At 36.6% G+C, this 19,304-nt stretch carries 18 protein-coding genes; 4 read left to right on the top strand and 14 right to left on the bottom strand.

The annotated features are described in order from the left end of the window. Positions 1-304, top strand: a 304-nt coding sequence (locus BMY57_RS13645) for an IS3 family transposase (protein ID WP_143063805.1), incomplete at its 5' end; no start/stop codon positions are given. A 46-nt stretch (positions 305-350) separates the two neighbouring features. On the opposite strand, the gene BMY57_RS13650 is transcribed toward BMY57_RS13645, so the two are convergent. The 10 genes from BMY57_RS13650 to cyoE all read right to left on the bottom strand — a co-directional run bounded on the left by BMY57_RS13650 (position 351) and on the right by cyoE (position 11,389). Beyond that, a complete protein-coding gene (locus BMY57_RS13650) occupies positions 351-1,271 on the bottom strand; it encodes an ABC transporter permease (protein ID WP_091775462.1) in 921 nt (306 codons plus the stop codon). A gap of 11 nt (positions 1,272-1,282) precedes the next feature. Beyond that, positions 1,283-2,284 carry an ABC transporter permease gene (locus BMY57_RS13655; protein WP_091775464.1) on the bottom strand — a complete coding sequence of 334 codons (1,002 nt, stop codon included), beginning with the start codon at positions 2,282-2,284 and terminating at the stop codon, positions 1,283-1,285. Positions 2,285-2,371: 87 nt separating this feature from the next. Beyond that, entirely contained in the window at positions 2,372-4,057 is a 1,686-nt protein-coding gene (locus BMY57_RS13660) for an ABC transporter substrate-binding protein (protein WP_091775466.1), read from the bottom strand. A gap of 46 nt (positions 4,058-4,103) precedes the next feature. Continuing rightward, positions 4,104-5,072, bottom strand: coding sequence for an ABC transporter ATP-binding protein (locus tag BMY57_RS13665; RefSeq protein WP_091775468.1), 969 nt, complete (start codon positions 5,070-5,072; stop codon positions 4,104-4,106). After that, a complete protein-coding gene (locus tag BMY57_RS13670; RefSeq protein WP_091775471.1) occupies positions 5,047-6,060 on the bottom strand; it encodes an ABC transporter ATP-binding protein in 1,014 nt (337 codons plus the stop codon). Before BMY57_RS13670 ends, BMY57_RS13665 begins: the two co-directional genes overlap by 26 nt. Positions 6,061-6,321: 261 nt before the next feature. Beyond that, positions 6,322-6,645: a cytochrome c oxidase subunit IVB gene (gene ctaF / locus BMY57_RS13675; RefSeq protein WP_091775474.1), complete on the bottom strand. Its 324-nt coding sequence runs from the start codon at positions 6,643-6,645 to the stop codon at positions 6,322-6,324. 3 nt (positions 6,646-6,648) lie between these two features. Beyond that, positions 6,649-7,269, bottom strand: a complete 621-nt coding sequence (locus BMY57_RS13680) for a cytochrome (ubi)quinol oxidase subunit III (RefSeq protein WP_091775477.1) — start codon at positions 7,267-7,269, stop codon at positions 6,649-6,651. Further along, positions 7,262-9,118: a cytochrome c oxidase subunit I gene (ctaD, locus tag BMY57_RS13685; protein ID WP_091775479.1), complete on the bottom strand. Its 1,857-nt coding sequence runs from the start codon at positions 9,116-9,118 to the stop codon at positions 7,262-7,264. Before ctaD ends, BMY57_RS13680 begins: the two co-directional genes overlap by 8 nt. A 36-nt stretch (positions 9,119-9,154) precedes the next feature. After that, a complete protein-coding gene (gene coxB / locus BMY57_RS13690) occupies positions 9,155-10,369 on the bottom strand; it encodes a cytochrome c oxidase subunit II (protein WP_091775499.1) in 1,215 nt (404 codons plus the stop codon). 90 nt (positions 10,370-10,459) lie between these two features. After that, positions 10,460-11,389, bottom strand: coding sequence for a heme o synthase (gene cyoE / locus BMY57_RS13695; protein WP_091775482.1), 930 nt, complete (start codon positions 11,387-11,389; stop codon positions 10,460-10,462). A gap of 395 nt (positions 11,390-11,784) precedes the next feature. Here cyoE and BMY57_RS13700 point away from each other — a divergent pair, with 395 nt between their 5' ends. Further along, positions 11,785-12,702, top strand: a complete 918-nt coding sequence (locus BMY57_RS13700) for a COX15/CtaA family protein (RefSeq protein WP_338157658.1) — start codon at positions 11,785-11,787, stop codon at positions 12,700-12,702. Between the two features lie 31 nt (positions 12,703-12,733). On the opposite strand, the gene pyc is transcribed toward BMY57_RS13700, so the two are convergent. From pyc to glsA, 3 genes are all read right to left on the bottom strand, one after another. After that, the gene (pyc, locus tag BMY57_RS13705) at positions 12,734-16,177 is read right to left on the bottom strand and encodes a pyruvate carboxylase (RefSeq protein WP_091775485.1); all 3,444 of its coding nucleotides are present in this window, start codon (positions 16,175-16,177) and stop codon (positions 12,734-12,736) included. 169 nt (positions 16,178-16,346) lie between these two features. Continuing rightward, a complete protein-coding gene (locus tag BMY57_RS13710) occupies positions 16,347-16,640 on the bottom strand; it encodes an Fpa/YlaN family protein (RefSeq protein ID WP_091775488.1) in 294 nt (97 codons plus the stop codon). Positions 16,641-16,721: 81 nt separating this feature from the next. After that, positions 16,722-17,651: a glutaminase A gene (gene glsA / locus BMY57_RS13715; RefSeq protein ID WP_091775491.1), complete on the bottom strand. Its 930-nt coding sequence runs from the start codon at positions 17,649-17,651 to the stop codon at positions 16,722-16,724. Between the two features lie 87 nt (positions 17,652-17,738). On the opposite strand from glsA, the gene BMY57_RS13720 reads away from it, so the two are divergent. Beyond that, complete coding sequence (locus tag BMY57_RS13720) at positions 17,739-18,221, top strand: hypothetical protein (protein WP_091775493.1); 483 nt, start codon at positions 17,739-17,741, stop codon at positions 18,219-18,221. A gap of 110 nt (positions 18,222-18,331) precedes the next feature. Beyond that, positions 18,332-18,916 carry a YhcN/YlaJ family sporulation lipoprotein gene (locus BMY57_RS13725; RefSeq protein WP_091775496.1) on the top strand — a complete coding sequence of 195 codons (585 nt, stop codon included), beginning with the start codon at positions 18,332-18,334 and terminating at the stop codon, positions 18,914-18,916. Positions 18,917-18,999: 83 nt separating this feature from the next. On the opposite strand, the gene BMY57_RS13730 is transcribed toward BMY57_RS13725, so the two are convergent. Continuing rightward, the coding region (locus tag BMY57_RS13730; protein ID WP_143063848.1) for a transposase at positions 19,000-19,304 on the bottom strand (305 nt) is incomplete at its 5' end.

Genomic DNA, 19,304 nt, shown 5'->3' on the forward strand with positions numbered 1-19,304 from the left:
ACTTGAGAGTTACTTTCATTCTGATCAAGGGTTTCATTATACACATCCAGAATTTCAAAAAGAAATTAATGAGCAAGGTTTTACACAATCCATGTCCCGAAAGGGAAACTGTTGGGACAACGCACCGATGGAATCCTTCTTTGGCCATTTGAAAGATGAAGTAGATATAAAGAGTTGTCATACCATCGAAGAATTGAATTCATTAATCAATGAATATGTGTTAAATTACAACATATCAAGATATCAATGGACACTAAAAAAGATGACCCCGAATCAATATCGAGATCATCTTTTAGCTGCCTAGTTTTTTTAAAACTGTCCACTTTTAAGGGTACAGTTCAAGCCTGACTTTAGTTTTTCATTTTTGGATCTAGTGCATCCCTTAATCCATCCCCTATCAAGTTAAAACCTAATACGACTAACATGATTGAAATACCTGGGAAAACAAGTGTCCAAGGAGCTAATTGTATAAAATCACGTGCGTTTGATAACATATAGCCCCATTCAGGCGTTGGTTGCTTTGCACCAAGTCCTAAGAACCCGAGTGCTGCAGCCTCTAAGATTGCAGTACCAAAACCGAGTGTTGCCTGTACGATAATAGGTGCTAAACTATTAGGAAGAATGTGGTGAAATATAATTCTTCCATTCTTTAATCCCTGTGCTTTTGCGGCCATCACAAATTCTTCCTCTCGTAGACTGAGAACTTTTGAACGAACTAAACGGCCAAATATAGGGATATTAATAATCGCAATAGCAACGAGAGCATTTTGTAATGATGGTCCTAAAATAGCAACAATAGCAATAGCTAATAAAATACTAGGAAATGCCAAAAGGATATCAAAAATTCTTGATATAACCATGTCTACCCATTTCCCAAAATAACCAGCAATAATCCCTAATAACGTTCCAAAAATTAAAGCTCCAGTTACAGCAATAAAACCTACTAATAAAGAGATTCGTGCCCCGTAAGCAATACGTGTTAAAATATCTCTTCCTAAATCATCAGTCCCAAACCAATGTTCACTAGATGGTGGCTGTAAACGATTGACTAATTCCTGATCGTCAATCCCGTGTGACGTTAACAATGGTGCAAAAATACCAACTATAATAAAGAATACAATAATAAAGAATCCAGTCATTGATAATCGGTTTTTTCTTAAGCGTCTAAAAGCATCTTTCCAAGGAGAGATTGCTGTAATCTCATCTGGTTCATAACCTTCTTTATTAGGGTGTATATCTACTTTTTCTTGTTCTTTTTTTTCAGTTGTCATCTATATCCCCCCTAATACTTAATTCTTGGATCTATGAATGCGTATAATAGATCGACAATTAAATTTATCATAACGAAGATTAAAGCGACTACTAAAATTCCGGATTGAATAACTGGATAGTCACGATAACTAATCGCATCGTAAATATAACGTCCAATTCCCGGCCAACTAAAAATCGTTTCAGTTAAGATTGCTCCACCAAGTAATACACCTGTTTGTAAACCGATAATCGTTAGGACAGGAATGGTTGCATTTTTTAAGGCATGTTTATAAATAACTAAAAATTGACCTGACCCTTTTGCACGGATCGTGCGGATATAATCTGAACTCATAACTTCGAGCATACTTGAACGTGTCATTCTCGCAATAATGGCCATAGGTATCGTCCCTAGAGCTATACTAGGTAGAACTAAGTGTTTCAGAGAAATGAAGAGCTGTTTCATATCCATATGTAGTATCGAATCTAATACATAGAAATGGGTAATTGGATCAATTTGTGATCGGCTATCCTGCCTTCCATGAGCTGGTAACCAACCTAGCTCTTGAGCAAAAATCCATTGTTCCATCAACGCCAACCAGAAAACTGGCATGGATACTCCAACTAAAGCAAATAACATTGCAAAGAAATCAAACCAAGAATTATGTCTCCAAGCACTAATTATGCCAGCATTCACTCCGATAATGATCGCGAAAAGCATGGCAAAGAATGTTAATTCAAAGGTGGCAGCCAATTTTGGAAGGATTTCTTTATTGATACTCGCTTTTGTCTTAAGCGAAGTCCCTAGATCACCTTGAAGTAAATCTGATACATAAATACCGAATTGCACAATATAAGGCTCATTAAGTCCCATTGATTCTTCTAAGTCCTGTACTTGTGTTTCAGTAGCAGATTCTCCTAATATAACTTGAGCAGGATTACCAGGAATTAAATGAACAATTGAAAACGTTATGATTGTCATTCCAATTAACACTGGTATTAACATTAATAATCTTCTAATAGTATAGGCTAACATTCTTTCACCTCACATTGTATGACCTGATGTTACCATTGAATATGTAAAAAGAGGATAGTAGAGGAACCCTACTACCCTCTAAAAGTTTTATTCGCTAAGCTCAACTTCTGCTAGTGATTCACTAGTAGATGGGTGAGGTACATAGTTCTGAACTCTACTGCTTGCAGCTAAGACTGGCTCAGAGTGAACTAACACTACCATTGGAGCTTCCTCATGAATAATTTCTTGAGCTTGCTTGTATAGGTCTGCACGTTCATCTTGATCGACAGCAACTTTTGCTTGATCAAGTAATTCATCTACTTCTTCGTTATTAAAACGAGTATAGTTACTTCCACCAATACCGCTTGAATGTAATAGGCTTCCTAAGAAATAATCTGGGTCACCATTTGTACCAGACCAACCAAGCATAAATAATTCTTGCTCACCAGCCGCTGTTTTTTCAAGGTAAGGCGCCCACTCTTCTCTTACAATCTCCGCAGTAATACCGACTTGTTCTAAGTTATTACGGATGATGTCAGCTACAGTTTCTGGGTCTGGCATATAAGGTCTTGCAACTGGCATCGTCCACAATTCAATCTCCACACCATCTTCATACCCTGCTTCGGCTAAAAGGTCTTTTGCTTTTTCAGGATCATAGTCATAACCTTCAATCTCATCGTTAAAACCTAAATATCCAGGTGGTAATGGGTTTGCACCCGGGATAGCATAACCAGCATATAATGCTTCGGCAACTGCTTCACGGTCTACCGCGTAGTTAATAGCTTGACGTACTAATTTATCATCTAATGGTTCTTTCTCCACATTCATACCTAAGTAACCAAAGTTATTAGCAGCACGAGTGTATAAATCAATATCAGCATCTGATTCAACACCTGCTGCATCATCTGGGTTTAATCCATCCATGATATCGATATCTCCAGAGCGTAAAGCCATTAATCTAGAAGAGTTCTCTGGAATAACTTCAAAAATTACTCTGTCTAACTTAGGAAGACCTTCCTTCCAATATTCATCATTCTTTTCTAATACAATTGATTGATCACGTTCCCAGCTTACAAACTTAAATGGACCAGTCCCTACTGGATTTTCATTAATTTCAGGTCCATATTCTTCTAACGCAGCTGGAGATGTAATCGCAAAATAACTCATACCCATGTTTTGTAAGAAATAACCTAAAGGACGACTTAAATGGAATTTAATTGTATAATCATCTACGACTTCAATATCTTCAATGACATGACCATCGTCGCCTTTAAATCCACCGAACATAGTTCCATACATCGAATAAACATAATCGGAATCCGTAAATGCATACTCATGTTCAGGATCGGCCCAACGCTCAAAGTTCGTTTTTACTGCTTCAGCGTTAAAATCTGTTCCATCATGGAACTTTACTCCTTCTTCTAGGTAGAAAGTATATTCTTGACCGTCATCACTAACCTCCCAGTCATGAGCTAAGCCAGGTTTAAGATCAAAGCTTTCTTTATCAAATTCTAGTAAGCTTTCATAAATTTGCTTTGTTACTCGTGATGATTCCCCATCTGTCGTACTTGCAAAGTCTAAACTTTCTGAATCACCACCACGTGCGAAGACTAATACTTGATCTTCACCGTCTCCTTCACTAGCCTCTTCATCTTCAGAACCTTCTTCGTTGTTTTCTTCTTCAGTCTCGTTGTCAGGATTTTCTTCAGGTTCATCAGTGCTGTCCCCACTACATGCCGCTAAAGTTAGCATCAGCGCAAGTAGTAAAGTAAGTAAAAATGATAACTTTTTCATTTCCTTACCCCCTAATTGTTTAATTTATATAGATAACACCTTAAAACTAATCATATAAATGACAAGCTACAAAGTGTTGATCTCGAACTTCTCTAAACTCTGGTTTTATTTCTTTACATATATCCATCGCCATTGGACAACGAGTATGGAATGGGCAACCCGATGGTGGACTTGATGGACTAGGTACATCCCCTTCTAATATGACTCGATCTGGTCGATTATCAGGGTCAGCGACAGGAACCGCTGATAAAAGAGCTTGAGTGTATGGGTGCATAGGATTATCATATAGTTCGTCTTTATTGGTTAACTCCACCATACCACCTAAATACATAACTCCTACACGATCACTAATATGCTTTACTACACTTAAATCGTGTGCAATGAAAATGTACGTTAAGTTAAAATCATTCCTTAATTTTTCCATCAAATTTAATATTTGCGACTGCACAGATACATCAAGTGCAGAAACAGGTTCATCACAGATGATTAATTTTGGATTGTTAGCTAATGCTCTAGCTATACCAATCCTTTGACGTTGACCACCACTGAATTGGTGCGGATACCTCGAAGCGTGCTCTGCACGTAACCCAACAACTTCTAATAGTTCTTTAATCCTCTCTTTTCGCTCTTCATGATTTAGTTCACTATGAACTAATAAAGGTTCACTTATAATTTTCTCTACCGTATGTCTAGGGTTTAGGGAAGCATAGGGATCTTGGAAAATAATCTGCATATCCTTCCGTAACTTCCTCATTTCTTCTGCACTCAAGTCTGCAATGTTTTGATCTTCAAACTTTATTTCTCCATCAGTTGGATCAATTAATCTCAAAATCGATTTTCCTGTGGTAGACTTACCACAGCCAGATTCTCCTACAATTCCAAGAATTTCACCTTCATTTACGGTAAAAGACACATCATCTACGGCTTTTACTTCTCCAACCTTACGGCCAAAAACCCCACCTCTAACATCGAAATATTTTTTTAACCCATTAACTTCTAATATTGGTGTCGGCAAATTCTTCTACCCCTTTCCCTTCATCATGTAAGAAGCATCTACTTTGTCTATCGTTATCTAAGGAATATAGTTCAGGGCTCTCTTGAAAACAGCGATCGAATGCAAACTCACAACGAGATGCAAACCTGCAACCTACAAAATCCTTCTTAGGTCTCATAACAGTACCCGGAATAGAATACAATGATTGCTCTTTCTTATGTAAATTCGGAAGTGATCTTATTAAGCCTTTTGTATAAGGATGTTGTGGATCCTTTATGATTTCACGAACCGTTCCTTCTTCAACCACTTGTCCAGAGTACATCACGACAACCCGATCACACATTTCTGAGACGACGCCTAAATCATGTGTTATCAATAAGATTGAGGTTTCTTTTTCTTTATTAAGCGATCTCATTAAATCTAATATTTGAGCCTGAATCGTCACATCTAATGCTGTCGTGGGTTCATCAGCAATTAATACTTCTGGGTTAAGAGCCATTGCCATAGCGATCATAACCCTTTGCCTCATCCCCCCTGAAAGTTGATGAGGAAATTCATCTACTACCTCATCAGCTCTAGGGATACCTACTAATTCCAACATTTTAATGGCTCTAGCCTTAGCTTCTTTCTTGCTAACTTTTTCATGGAGTCGAATTCCTTCAATGATTTGATTGCCTATTGTAAATAACGGATCAAGTGAAGTCATTGGTTCTTGGAAGATCATTGCGATTTCATTTCCACGAACTTTGCGCATTTTTTTCTCACTTGCACTAGAAATATCTTCACTTTTAAAAAGAATTTCACCACTGACTAATTTCCCAGGTGGTTTAGGAATCAAATGCATAATCGATAATGACGTTACACTTTTACCAGAACCAGATTCACCAACAATCCCAACAACTTCTCCCTTATGTAACTTCAAACTTACTCCATCAACCGCGGGGATTTCACCACTATCGGTGAAAAAGTGTGTATGTAAATCTTTTAATTCTAGTACGACTTCATCCAAATGTAACTCCCCCTTAAAAAATATGTAATAAGTAATAATTTTCAAAACTATGTGTAAATTAATATACTGAAAATTCTACTAATATTCAAGTGTATATGAAAAATATATAAAGTTTAGAACTATTATCATTAAATAAAACTAAGCCAAAAGACCTGTAAACAGGCAATAATTCCTTTGATTTAACAATTGAATCCTTTGGACTATATAAAAACATAAAAAAACAGCAAGTACTAAAATAGTACTTGCTGTGATCGTTTTACCTTACCACCATACAATGGTTGATAAAGCTAGAACTGTTAAAATTGCTGCAAAGATTCCAGAATAAATCATTAGGGCTGGCATCTCATGACCTTCTTGGTTCATATGCATGAAGTAATACAGCTGGAACAATACCTGTACTGCAGCTAAGATTAAAATAACTGGAATCGTAAACATTGGGCTAACACCTGCAATGACTAAACCAAATGCAATTAGTGTAAAGGCGATCATCATCGCAAATGTTAGAACATGATGTTTCATTTCCTCTTTATGCTTTTTGCGATAAAACTGTTGTTTTTCATTTGTGGAATTGGTGTTATCTGCCATATCTTAGCCCACCTTTCCCATTAGATATACAACTGTGAAAATGAATACCCATACAACGTCAATGAAGTGCCAATATAAGCTGGCAATATAAAACTTCGGTGCATTGTAAAGGTTAATTCCACGTTTAGCGTTACGAACCATTAATGAGATGATCCAACCTAAACCAAAGGCAACGTGTGCTCCGTGGAATCCAACTAATGTATAGAAGGCTGAGGAGAACGCTGATGTTGTATATCCAAAATGATATCCATGAACGTAATGGTAGAACTCATAAATTTCCAATCCTAAGAATGCTAAACCTAAAGCAACAGTAATACCTAACCAAAGTTGCATTTTCTTAGGGTCATTATTTTTCATATGGTACATTGCATAAACACTTGTCAATGAACTAGTTAATAAGATAATGGTCATGAGGAACACAAGTTCTAGACCAAAAATTTCATTTGCTGCTGGTCCATCGACCGTCGAATTCTTTAAAGCAAGATACGTACCGAATAAACTTGCGAATAGTACAGTTTCTCCTCCAAGGAAAAACCAAAAACCCATAAATTTATTTCGACCTTCAAGGGTGGCTCTTTCTGGGTTTTGAGGCAAGTTTGTTGATTTTAGCATATCATCAGCCATTAGAACCATCCCCCTTTTCATCTTCTAAATCCTCTTTGTGAACATGATATCCAAGATCATCTTTGAAAGAGCGGTAAAGCATACTACCTGCTGTAATGGCAAAACCGATAACAGCTAAAATCCAGTAAGAACCTTGGAACATCACACCGAAACCGGCTATGAATAAACCAAGTGACATCATAAATGGAACGAATGAATTATTCGGCATGTGTATGTCACCTAAAGGTTCTGCAGGCTTAATTTTACCGTCACCTTCAGTTTTCTCAATCCATAATGGATCTAAACCACGAACTAGAGGTTCTTGTTTAAAGTTATAGAAAGGAGGTGGTGATGGAATAGCCCACTCAAGTGTACGAGCATCCCAAGGATCTCCTGAAACTTTTACACCTTTAGCTTGTGTTACAACCACGTTGTATAGGAATAAAATTGTACCTGCTGCCATAAAGAAGGCACCAATTGTACTAATTAAGTTAAAGAAATCTAAGCCTTGGTCTTCTAAGAAGATCCAATAACGTCTAGGCATACCCATTAATCCTAGGAAATGCTGTACAAAGAACGTTAAATGGAAACCGATAAAGAATAACCAGAAGAACCAATGGTTTAATTTCTCATTCAGCATCGTACCAAACATTTTTGGCCACCAATAAATGATTCCTGCAAATAACCCTAGTACAACACCACCAACAATTACATAGTGGAAGTGTGCGACAACGAAATAAGAATCATGATATTGGAAGTCAGCAGCTGCAGAACCTAGCATGACACCTGTCATACCACCAATTGTAAAAGTTGGAATGAATCCAAGTGCGAATACCATTGGTGAAGTTAAGCGTATACTTCCGCCCCACAATGTAAACAGCCAGTTAAATATTTTAATACCGGTTGGTACTGCAATTGCCATCGTTGCAACTGCGAAAATTGAGTTAGCAATTGGACCTAAACCTACTGTAAACATATGGTGTGCCCATACCATGAAACCTAAGAATGCGATTAAGACAGTTGCAAATACCATTGATGAGTAACCGAATAAACGCTTCTTAGCAAATGTAGGAACAACTTCACTAAACACACCAAATGCAGGAAGTATTAAAATATATACTTCTGGGTGACCGAATATCCAGAATAGGTGCTCCCATATAATGACGTTCCCGCCCATCGATGGGTCAAAGAAGTTAGCACCAAATAATCGATCAAAGGTTAGTAAAAATAAACCTACTGTTAACGCAGGGAATGCGAATAGAATAAGTACACTTGCAATAAATGCCGTCCAAGTAAATAGTGGCATTCTCATATATGTCATACCAGGTGCTCTCATATTAACTATTGTAACAATGAAGTTAATACCACCCATTAAGGTACCAAAACCTGATATCTGAAGACCTATGGCGTAAAAATCAACCCCATGACCTTCTGAGAATATCGACAGCGGTGCGTATGCAGTCCAACCTGCATCAGGTGCTCCTGTAACAAACCAGGATACATTTAGCATTACACCACCAAAGAAAAATAACCAAAAACCTAAAGAGTTAACGAATGGGAACGCGACGTCACGTGCACCGATTTGTAATGGTACAACAGCGTTCATTAAAGCAAAAATTAATGGCATCGCTGCTAGGAAAATCATCGTTGTTCCGTGCATCGTTAAAACTTCATTATAAAACTGAGCTGAAATAAAATCGTTATCTGGCTTAATTAACTGAATGCGAATTAGCATCGCTTCGAGTCCACCGAGGATAAAGAAGAACATACCTGCGACTAAATATAATATCCCGATCTTCTTATGGTCGACAGTCGTCAAGTATTCCCATAGGGTAGCCCCGAAGCCAGCTTTCTTAACTGTTGCGCTCACGCTATTAACCTCCCTTGATAAGTGATGTTAAACTCACTATTCTTCATCGTTTTCTTCATCTTCACTAGAGCCTTCTTCATCCGACTCTTCTCCGTCTTCTTCATCTTCTGATTGCTCCCCTTCTTCCTCTTCTTCTTCAGGGAATAAAGATGAAAGATCTGAGTCTTTATAAACACTGTCTTCAGCGTTTTCAGTCGTAATGTCACTAGGGCTTAGTCCCATTAAGTACTCTGCAATTTTTTCTGCTTCTTCATCTTCTAATTCATAGCCAGCATCCATCATGTGGTTTCCTGGCTTCATCTCTTCACCTTTTGTTTGAATCCATTCAACTAAATTTTCTTTGTTGTAATCTACAACACCAGCTAATTTAGTACGGTCACCGAAATTAGTTAAGTTTGGACCGATCTTGTTTGGATCTGCACCAATAGCGTGACATGACATACAGTTATCAGCAAATAGTTCCTGTCCTTCTTGAGCAGTTGCTGATTCAGGAGTTTCCTCACCTGTCACTTGCTGCATATCTTGTACCCACTCTTCAAATTCTCCTGGGCTAACGGCTACTACTTTAAAGTCCATAATCGAATGTGATGGACCACAAAGCTCTGCACATTTACCCCAGTAAACTCCTTCTTCCTGAGCAAGTAATGTCATTTCATTTGTATTACCTGTAGGGTTAACGTCCATCTTACCATTGATTGATGGTACCCAGAATGAGTGAATAACGTCTTGAGAACTCATAGACAAATATACTCTTCTGTCAGTTGGAATATATAATTCCTGACTTGTAGAAACTTCTAACCCATCATACTCAAAGTGCCACCAATACTGAGCACCTGTAACATTGACCCATAATGAGTCTTGCTCTTCTCCTTCTTCATTTACCTCAGGAGAAGTATCAGCTAGTGCAAAGGTATATTGCACTGTCGGGACTGCTAAAATTAATAGTAAAATAATCGGGATAACAGTCCATAGAGTTTCTAATGCGTGATTACCTTCTGTTTGTTTTGGAATAAAGTCAGGATCTTGTTTTTTCTGACGATATTTAATAATAACAAAGGTATAAATCACAATTACTACTACAAATACAAATAACATGATGACAATACTTAGGATCATCAAGTCGTAAATCATTTCTGCACCTTCACCTTTTGGTTGAAGTGCACTTAGAAATGGTTCACCACAACCCGATAAAACAAGTGCAAGAACGACCAAAGCGAATACAGCTTTGAATTTACTCATCCACCCTTTCATCATCAATACCTCTCTTTCTCTTATTATCTTAAGTTGTTGAATACATTATATAATTGAATTAAGAAAAAGAAAATTTTTCTTAATTACTTACTAGAAAATAGGTAAAGTTGCTATAACTAAACCGACAAAGAAAAATGTTAAATAGTTAAGTGAATAGACAAACATCCATTTTGCCCAGCGATCGTCATCTTTCATTTTAAATCCATAAACCGCAATGGTTAACCATCCTAAATTTAGTAACGTTGCAAACACTAAAAAGACGGTTCCTAAAGAGAAAAAGTAAAAAGGTAACGGTAATAAACAAATAGTATAAATGAGAATTTGTCTTTTAGTAATATTATTACCATAAACAACTGGTAACATCGGAATACCAGCATTACTATATTCTTCTCTCTTTCGAATAGCTAATGAAAGAAAATGTGGAGTTTGCCAAATAAACATGACTAAAAATAGAACAAAAGCAGCAGGGTGCAGTGCTGGGTCAACAGCCGCCCATCCTATTAGTGGTGGTGCTGCTCCTGAAAAACTCCCCACAACCGTATTAATGGTGTACTTTCTTTTGGACCACATTGTGTATAAGACCACGTAAACAAACCATCCAAAGAATCCATATACAGCCGCCATAGGTGTAGTTAAGTATAGCAAGACTAGTCCTAGAATAGTAAATCCAACACCCATTGTAATTACGACATTTAATGGAATCGTTCCTGTAATCGTTGGTCTCGTTTTTGTTCTAGACATTACATGGTCAATATCACGATCGTACCAATTGTTTATGACACATCCTCCAGCAATGACTAATGCAGTACCTGCCATTACTAATAAGAAGTTAATCCATGAAAAGTTTTGCCCAGTAAAATATAATGCTAACCAAAAACCAGCAAAGGTTGTGATGAGATTTGAATTAATAATTCCTATTTTTATTAGTGATAAAAAGTCAGTCCACAACGCTTTCCATGATGTCGTATCTTGACCTTCTATATGCGATATGGTTGATTGTATTGAACGAGGTTCACTCATAAAATCCGCCGTCCCCTCAAAATTCTTCGTTAGAAAGTTTCATAAGAAGTTCCAATTGTACCTTATGTAACCATACATATTATATCATGTAATAACCTTCACTTCTATTTAACCACATAAAAACTTTTATAGATGTGAAAAATGTGTGAAAAAATGCCCCAGACAATAAAATAGCATATTTTATCGGAAAATGTCAGTCCTATTTTTGACTTCTCATTATTTTTCACAGTTTGTTTAAAATTATATAGAGAATCTAGATTAAATAGATTGACCCTTCATAAAAGTATCTAATTTAGTTAAGTGTTATAATTTTGTAAAGAAATAGGTTTCCACTCTCCAAGAAATTATATTACGATAAGTACTAGGCGTTCTGCAATGAAAGAAGGTGTCATAAATTGAACAAGTGGATTAAACCAAAACCTATTGCCCTAATATCAGTGTTTGTGATGTTATTTGTATTAATAGGTGGAGCTTTGGTAACAAAAACTGGCTCAGGGCTAGGATGTGGTAGAAGTTGGCCACTATGTGAAGGTCAACTTGTCCCTAAAAACATCACCCCAGAACTATTGATAGAATTTAGTCACCGATTAGTCACTGGTGTAGCTATTATATTTGTAGGACTATTATCTATAATAGCTTGGCGACAATATCAACACGTTCGAGAAACAAAATTCTTAGTAGTCATGACGATTGTATTTTTCATACTACAATCACTTCTAGGTGCAGGTGCGGTATTATTTGAACAAACAAGTCTAATTAAAGCTTTACACTTTGGAATATCTCTTGTCTCATTTGCTTCAGTATTCCTATTAGCTTTAATTATTTTTAACTTTGATGATAAATTCCATACAAAACAGCTAACAATCCCTAAGAAATTGCGGATTCAGTTTTACGGAATTTTTACTTACACATTAATCGTTGTTTATTCTGGTGCACTTGTTAGACATAAGGAAGCAAGCCTAGCATGTATTGATTGGCCTTTTTGTTTTAACAATGAGCCTTTCAACTTTAGTAGCCTAGGATTAGAGCAATGGATTCAAATGACCCACCGTTTCTTTGCAAGTTTATTATTGATTTGGGTCATTGGTCTACTCATTTATATTTGGAAAAACTATCGAGATCATACTTTTATTAAAAATGGATGGCTCTTAGCGAGCATATTGATCGTCCTTCAGGTAGTGTTAGGTGGTCTCGTAATTATTACACTTAAAAATACAACGATTGCACTGATGCACGCGTTGTTCATATCTCTTTTCTTTGCGTTGCTAAGTTATTTCATGATTCTTTGTAATAGAAGTGCTAAAAAAGATTAAGGGCTAATAGAAAGCCCTTAATCTTTTTTATTTATTCTATTTCAATTAATAAATCCCCGCTTTCAATCGCTTCACCATTTTTCACATAAATACTCTTCACCACGCCTTCAAAAGGAGCTTGAATCGTGGTTTCCATTTTCATTGATTCTGTAATCATTAAATGATCATTTTTACTTACTTTTTCTCCTTCATTTACAAGTACATTAATAACAGTTCCTGGCATCGACGCTCCGATATGGTTTGGATTATTTTTATCCGCTTTTACTCGTTGTTGTAGAACGTTTTCTACATTTTCATCTCGTACAACCACTTCTCTCGGTTGTCCATTTAATTCAAAATAAACAACCCGGTTACCATCTTTTTGAGCTTCACCAATTGAAACAAGTTTGACGATTAATGTTTTACCTTGTTCGATTTCAACCGCAGTTTCTTCGCCTAACCTTAATCCATATAAAAAGGCTGGTGTATCAAGAACCGAGACATCACCATATGTCTCTACAAAATCTTGATATTCATCAAATACTTTTGGATATAGTGCATATGAAATTATCTCAAGATCCGTCACTTGGCGGTCTAATTTTTCGTATAATTGTTCTTTTAATGCTTCAAAATTAACCGGTTTTAAATGTTCACCAGGTCGACTATCAATAGCTTCTCTTCCTTTAAGAACGATTCGCTGTAATTCTTTAGGAAAACCTTGATATGGCTGACCAATATAACCTTGGAAGAACTCCACAACTGAATCTGGGAAGTCTAAAGACTCACCTTGTTCATATACATCATCTACCGTTAAATCATTCTGAACCATAAATAAGGCCATATCTCCAACAATTTTTGATGAAGGTGTAACTTTTATAATGTCTCCAAACATATCGTTAACTTTACGATACATTGATTTCACTTCATCCCAACGTTCACCTAACCCTACAGCTTTAGCCTGTTGCTGTAAGTTACTATACTGTCCTCCAGGCATCTCATGGAAATAGATTTCGGAATGCGGTGCTTTTAGTCCGTTCTCATAAGGTGCATAATATTCACGAACATCTTCCCAGTAACGAGCTAGCTCATCGTAAGCGTGTATATCTAATTTTGGTTGACGCTTATCGTGCTCTAACGCATAGTAAAGACTGTTAGCACTTGGTTGAGATGTACTACCGGCCATCGAGCTTACTGCAACATCTACCGCATCAACTCCAGCCTCAACTGCTTTAGAATACATCATAATACCATTACCACTCGTATCATGTGTATGAAGGTGAATAGGAATTGAAATTTCTTCTTTTAAAGCTTTGATGAGACGATAAGCTGCTTCAGGTTTTAATAAACCAGCCATATCTTTAATTCCTAAAATATGAGCTCCTGCCTCTTCTAACTCTTTTGCAAGTTTTAAATAATATTCTAAATCGTATTTTGGACGATTAGGATCTAAAATGTCACCTGTATAACACATGGAAGCTTCAGCAATTTTACCTTGCTTTCTAACAGCTTCAATGGCTGGTTTCATTCCTTCCACCCAGTTTAAGCTGTCGAAAATACGGAATACGTCAATGCCCATTTGCGCACTTTTCTCAACAAAATTTTCTATGACGTTATCAGGGTAGTTTTTATACCCTACGGCGTTACTCGCTCTAAGTAGCATTTGGAATAAAACGTTTGGCATTTTTTCTCTTAATTTACTTAAACGCTCCCAAGGATTCTCCCGTAAGAAACGATAAGAAACATCAAATGTTGCTCCTCCCCACATTTCTACTGAGAATAAATTTGGTAATAACTTTGCTGTTGGTTCCGCTATATCTAATAAATCTTTAGTTCGGACTCTAGTTGCTAACAATGATTGATGGGCGTCACGGAATGTTGTATCAGTTAGTTGAACTTCTCTTGTATTCTTTAACCACTCAGCAACTGCTTCAGGTCCTTTTTCATCTAAAAGTTGCTTCGTCCCTTTTGGGTAATCTTGATTTAAATCAACTTTAGGTATTCTTGGCTTAGAAAATAACGGTTTCTTTACTTGGCCTTGATTCCCTGGACCATTAACAGTTGTATGACCTAAATAAGTTAATAGCTTTGTACCACGGTCTCTTCTCTTTGGAAACACAAACAATTCAGGTGAACGGTCAATAAAAGTCGTGTCGTAAGTACCGTTTAAGAATTTTTCATGTAGAATAACGTTTTCTAAGAACGGTATATTCGTTTTGATTCCTCTAATACGAAATTCTTTTAAGTTACGTACCATTTTCTTAGCTGCTTGTTCAAATGTTAAAGCCCACGTTGAGACTTTTACTAACAATGAGTCATAATGCGGCGAAATAACAGCTCCTTGGAAACCGTTACCGGCATCCAAGCGAACACCGAACCCCCCACCTGTCCGATAAGCCATAATCTTACCTGTATCAGGCATAAAGTTGTTTAATGGGTCTTCAGTTGTTACACGTGATTGGATAGCAAAACCATGTGTTGAAATTTGGTTTTGTTTTGGAATATCAATTGGTGATTCATGTAGCTCATATCCCATTGCAATATGAATTTGGGTCTGAACAATATCGACACCTGTGATCATCTCTGTAATGGTGTGTTCTACTTGGACTCTTGGATTTACTTCTATGAAATAAAATTCATCATCCGTCACTAGAAATTCCACTGTCCCAGCATTCACATAATCCACACTGTTCATTAATTTTACTGCAGCCTGGCAGATCTGTTCTCGCTGTTGATCGTCTAATGAAACACTCGGGGCAACCTCAACGACTTTTTGATGTCGACGTTGAACAGAACAGTCACGTTCGTATAAGTGCACAATATGACCTTGATGGTCACCTAAAATCTGAACTTCAATATGTTTTGGATTCTCAATTAATTTCTCTACATAGACTTCATCACTGCCAAAAGCAGCACGTGCTTCAGATTTTGCACGTTCATATGCTTCTTTAAGGGAATCTTTTGTACGGACGATTCTCATTCCACGTCCGCCGCCACCTAATGCTGCTTTAATCATGATTGGAAACCCATAGTTTGAGACAAACTCTTCAACCTCTTCTAATGAAGAGACAGGGCCATCTGAACCTGGTATAACTGGTATATCAGCTTTGATCGCTTGGTGTCTTGCCTTTACTTTGTCACCAAAGATATCTAATAAGTGACTTGAAGGGCCTATAAATGTAATCCCTTCTTCTTCACAACGTTTTGCAAAGTGAACATTTTCAGATAGAAATCCATAGCCTGGGTGTATGGCATCTACACCTACTCGTTTGGCGATTGAGATGATTCCTTCGATATCTAAATAAGCGTCAATGGGTTTCTTACCAACCCCTACTAAATAGGCTTCATCTGCTTTATAACGGTGATAAGAGCCCGTGTCTTCCTCAGAATAAATTGCGACGGTGCGGATATTTAACTCCGTGCATGCTCGAAATACCCTTATGGCAATTTCTCCTCTGTTTGCTACAAGAACCTTGTTAAAGGGTTTAACTTCATTCATGATGAATCCTCCATTCTAAAGTTCTTTATTCTCTCTCCTAGCTAACATTCTACAAAGGTCAACAAAATTCCTTCTTCTCAACTGAATAACGATTCATTTTTATGTAATGTCAAATTCCTTTTCTATAAATAAAAAAGTTCAAAACATAGCAAAAGCTATATTTTGAACTTTATGACGATGATTTATGTTTTTGGTATGCTTCATGTAAAGCACTTAATTCTCGTTCTAGGTTTTCTAATATGTCTTTACCTGTTGATTCATTAATTAATTTCAGCCTTACTGCAAAATCAACTTCACGAGATAATCCATACATCTGTGTATCTAAAACCTCTTCATACAGAGGACATTGTGGCATAGTTAAATTATCCATTTGCACTTTTATTAATTGCAAAATTTGATCCGCATCCGCCTTTAAGAGGGCTAGTGCTTGTTGATTTTCTTCAAGCGCTACATTGGATGACACGGCTATTCCCCCTTACATTTAAGCTCCTACTTATTTATATTATAGGTTATAAACATAAAATGCAAGAAAACTTGTTTTATGTTAAAAGATTGACCACATTTTTTCGGCGGCTAATTTCTCTAATAATTTGATTCCCACCACACTGTTTCCTTTTTCATTAAGTGCCGGTCCAAAAACAGCAATACCTCCGCACCTTTTGATGACACCCATAATTGCTCCTGATACACCACTTTTAGCAGGAATCCCCACATTAATTGCAAATGTACCAGATTCATTATACATTCCACACGTGACCATAAACGTTTTACATATTCTTGCTACATCAGGAGGAATTAATTCTTCATTAGAATCAGGGTCCCGCCCATCGTTAGCGAACACAGCAGCAATTCGTGCCAATTGTTTGACATTCATACTGATTGCACATTGCTTTGTATAAACTTCTAATAATTCTTCGATACTTCCAGTAATAACACCGTGTTGTTTCATAAAATAACAAAGCGCTCTATTTAGAAAGGATGTTTCGTATTCTGATTGAGCAACATCTTGATCGTACGTCACTTGCTCATCATTGGCTAAGACACGAACTAATTTAAGGATTTCTCCAACCATCTCCTCTGAATTTCGACCACGAATCATATTAGTGACAGCTAATGCACCTGCATTGATCATAGGATTAAATGGTTTGGCTGGCTTTTCAACCTCTAACTTAGCAACTGAATAAAATGGATCACTCGTTGGTTCTTTATCCACCCGTGAAAATACAGCCTGATCTCCGTGTTGAATTAATGCGACAGCTAAAGAAATCACTTTAGAAATACTTTGGATAGTGAATTTATATTCAGCTTGTCCAGTAAATATTAATTCTCCTCCAATTGGATAATACGCAACGGCATTTGTTTCAGGCTGTTGATTTGCTAAAGCAGGTATATAATCGACAACCTTTCCATTATTTGCATAGATCCTAACATGCTCTAACCATTTGATTAGGTCAGATTGATCAATTTTTATCATAAATACAAACTCCTCTCGTGCATTGTAAGTCAAACTTCGTTATACTCGTTAGTGGACATTATAGTTTTATTAAGATGAGGTGACAAGATGTTAATTGTACAAATCGAAGGAAATGTAAAGCATCCAATTACGCTAGATCCAACTGTTTGGATTTTTGACGATCGTAAAATTTTATTAGATGAAGCTTTTCAGGTCGAACATCAAGAAGCTCAATCAGAATCTGAACAAGAAAAGCCTTGGAATCGTGATCAGTATCAACAGCAACTCAACCCACCTATTAACGAAAGTATTAAACGCTTTGATAAGAAAAAAGTATTAGAAAGCAGTTATTTAATGCCTTTAAGTTATTTCTTACCAAATGCAGAACCTAATGAAGATGCCTCTAAAGCCATTTTACATATTGAGCAGGATTCAAAAGAAATTGATTTTCATGACTTAAAAACTTCTTTATTATTATTTGCTCTAGATGGAAAACCATTAACAGAAGATGGTCCTGTACATCTTTATTTTGGTGATGGAAGCAATAAACATGCACCAATTAAAGGAGTTAAAAAAATTACTATTCAATAATTCATTTTCTAAAGTTAACCGAATAAACAAATTGGTTAACTTTTTTTATCACTTTTCTATCATAAATACTCCTTTTCGATGCAAACTAATGAAAAAAGGAGTATGGTTTTATGAAATATAAAGGTTTAAATATCGTCATGATCATTATCCTGTTTTCAGCTGGATGTATGTCTCAACAACATGGTAACGGGAATTCACCTAATGCAGATGATGCAGATATAGAGCAACTAAGTGATTCTGAAATAGAACAATCAAATAATCATACTAATCAAGAAGCAGCACAACGTTTGGCTAAAATCGCAACTCAAGTACCTAATGTTAACGATGCGAGAGTATTAGTATTTGGCTCATATACAATTATTGGGCTCGATATTGATGAAGACTTAGACCGATCAAGAGTAGGCTCTGTTAAATATTCTGTAAGCGAAGCTGTTAAACATGACCCGTTCGGCCATTATGCTTTAATTGTTGCTGATGGTGATATTATGAAACGGATTAGAAATATGAATCAAATGATTAGACGAGGTGAACCAGCAGACAAAGTGCTTGATGAAATTTCAAATGTTTTCGGGCGCTATCTACCTGAAACACCGACTAAAGAAAATCAACCAACTCAAGATGACCCATCTCAAACTCGTGGAGACGCAGATGAAGACATAACCGATATACAAAAAGAACAAGGTAATCAGGATTAGAAGAACTGATGACAGAAGATAAATAGTTCATTAAAAGCCAGTTCTAAGTCAAATGTTGGGGTGAGCATACGCTCACTCCTAATTTAATTGATACGAACCCTTAAATTCTTATATTGATGATGCAATAACACCTTTAATCTAAAACGATCAAACCGTTTAAAGCCAAAGGCATTACGCTTAATCACTTTGGTTTGATTATTAATCCCTTCAACATACCCATTATGTAAATCAAATGCGAAGCTGTTCATGATTTGCTTTTGCCAATTTTGAAAGGTCGATATCGACCTTTCAAATTCTACAACTCCCGATGCCTTCACAAGGTCGTAATAACGATATAATTCTTCTTTAATCTCTTTAAGTTTATCTGACCCACCAGCTTTGGCTTGTT

The organism is Piscibacillus halophilus (assembly GCF_900110685.1).
Taxonomy (GTDB): Bacteria; Bacillota; Bacilli; order Bacillales; family Alkalibacillaceae; genus Piscibacillus; species Piscibacillus halophilus.